Consider the following 2092-nt stretch of genomic DNA (forward strand, 5'->3'; position numbering starts at 1 on the left):
CCCTGCCGTGACTGCGAAGACGGGAGAGACAGTCCGCGTCTTCTTCGTGGATGGTGGGCCGAACCTCTCCAGTAGTTTCCACCCAATCGGGAGCGTCTGGGAGACGCTGTACCCCGATGGGTCGCTCACTACGGAACCACAGACTCACATCCAGACACGACTCGTTCCGCCGGGGAGTACCGCGATAGCGACGATGAGTTCACCGGTCCCCGGTGATTTCAAACTCGTCGACCACTCACTGTCGCGGGTCGCCCGGAAAGGCTGTATGGCCGTCGTCCGTGCGGAAGGATCCGAGGACCCGGAGATATTCGACCCAGACCCGAAGTGAGTGCCCGAAGCGACACTGTCTTAGGATATTTTTCGCCGTCGTAGTCGACCCAGTAGTCGTCTCCGTGGAAGCCTCGTCGACCTCTCTCGAACATGTCCGGGGGAATCGACAGGGCCAGTCGTTCCGTACTCGACTGTATGGCTGGACGGTTCTTGCCCTTCGGTGGCACCGACGAGAGCGACCTGTACGACGACTTCGGCGAGTTCGTCCCAGAGCACATCCCAGAACCGGGTTCGTTCCTCGACGGACACCGCGTCCTCACCGGTGACGAACACGTCGCGTTCCACGAACGGACTCGGGACGTGTTCGAAGATCGGACCGTGTACGATACGACGTTCAACTACAACCTCGCCCGGTTGAACCTCGACACTCGTCACGAGGACGCCGGATTTCGATATGCTGTGGAGACTGGTGACTCGTCGGTCCTTCGTGCTGAGCTCACCCCGACGACGCCGTTTTGCCCCCAATCACACACACTCGCACTCGGAGCGTTCCGTGCGTGGAACGGGCTGTCAGACAGACACGATTTCGACCTCGTTCGTGTTCGCGTCTCGGGGATGCACCAGCGAAGCGACGCCATCAACGAACAACTCGCGGCGCTCGAAACGAGGTCTCTCGACACAGGAACCGTCCCCGACGCGTCGGATGACCCCCCAGCGGTCGATTCGGCGATGAGGTGATACCCGACAACGTGATTGATACGAACCCTTAATATGTGTTGTTGCATATAACGAAACAGTGTCTGACGGTACGAAACAAGATGTACGTGTCTGTCTCCGTGTCTCTCCCGGAGACGAGACGAAGATATTCAGGCTCCGTGCTGCAGACGACCTATTAAGACTGCTCGTCGATGCACACGAATCGGAGTTTACGATGTCTGAACTAGCCGCCGAGACTGACCACAGTCGGTCGACTGTCTGGCGGGCGGTTGGACTCCTCGACGAACTCGGTGTCATCGAGGTTCGAGAGACAACCCAGCGTAAGTACGTCTCAATCGACCCGGCACACCTCCAGAAGGACGACCCGATACTCGCACTCGAACAGGTCGAATACCACGCCCCTATCCGGGAGTTCGTCCGCCAAGTCGAAGGTGCCGTCGAGGAGGGTTGTGACACCGAGGAACTCCTGGGAGTTCTCGTGTTCGGGAGCGTCGCTCGCGGCGACGCGGACCGGAAAAGCGATATCGACGTCTTCGTGCTCGTCGACGGTGACAGAACTGTCGCCCGGCGCATCGTTTCCGACATCGCGTCCGAACTTGGCGAAGAGCGATTCGACGGCGACCGGTACACGTTCGAACCGTTCGTCGAGTCGCCAGCGAGTGCACGACGTGCGGGAGGCAAGTTGAGAGAAATATTCAAAGAGGGCGTCACGGTTCACGGCGGCGAGACGTTCCAGAAGATTCGAAAAGAGGTGATGAACAGTGAGCGGTAACCGAGTCGAATCGCTCGTCGACGAGGTGCAGGCCGCTTTCGACCACCGACCCGACGAGATAGAGTCCGGACTACACACGAACGAAGCGGACGTGTTGCAACTTCGGAAGTCGTGCCGATTGTTGGCAGGTGCGGAGTCGTTACTCGACGACGGATTCTACACCATCGTCATCGAGACATCGTTCGTCGCAATCGAGCGGGTTGTCGAATTCAAACTCCTCGAAGGTGGCGTCGAACCGCGTGACCTCCCCGGAACACATCCCGGCGTCTATACAGAAGCGGCGAGACGTGGTATCCTCTCGGAGCACGTCGCGGCCAATCTTCAAGACCTGTG

General features: G+C 59.1%; 3 protein-coding genes and 1 pseudogene. All 4 read left to right on the top strand.

Going from position 1 to position 2092, the window contains the following annotated elements; translation table 11 throughout:
- Positions 1 to 328: pseudogene (locus AUR66_RS13895) on the top strand (copper-containing nitrite reductase); the annotation flags it as partial.
- A gap of 137 nt (positions 329 to 465) precedes the next feature.
- A complete protein-coding gene (locus AUR66_RS13900; RefSeq protein ID WP_082682218.1) occupies positions 466 to 1008 on the top strand; it encodes a hypothetical protein in 543 nt (180 codons plus the stop codon).
- Positions 1009 to 1066: 58 nt separating this feature from the next.
- Positions 1067 to 1759, top strand: a complete 693-nt coding sequence (locus tag AUR66_RS13905; RefSeq protein WP_058572893.1) for a nucleotidyltransferase domain-containing protein — start codon at positions 1067 to 1069, stop codon at positions 1757 to 1759.
- Positions 1749 to 2092 (top strand): hypothetical protein (locus AUR66_RS13910; protein WP_058572894.1); only part of this gene is annotated, 344 nt, incomplete at its 3' end. The genes AUR66_RS13905 and AUR66_RS13910, both read left to right, overlap by 11 nt.

It is taken from the genome of Haloferax profundi (genome assembly GCF_001469865.1).
Lineage (GTDB): Archaea > Halobacteriota > Halobacteria > Halobacteriales > Haloferacaceae > Haloferax > Haloferax profundi.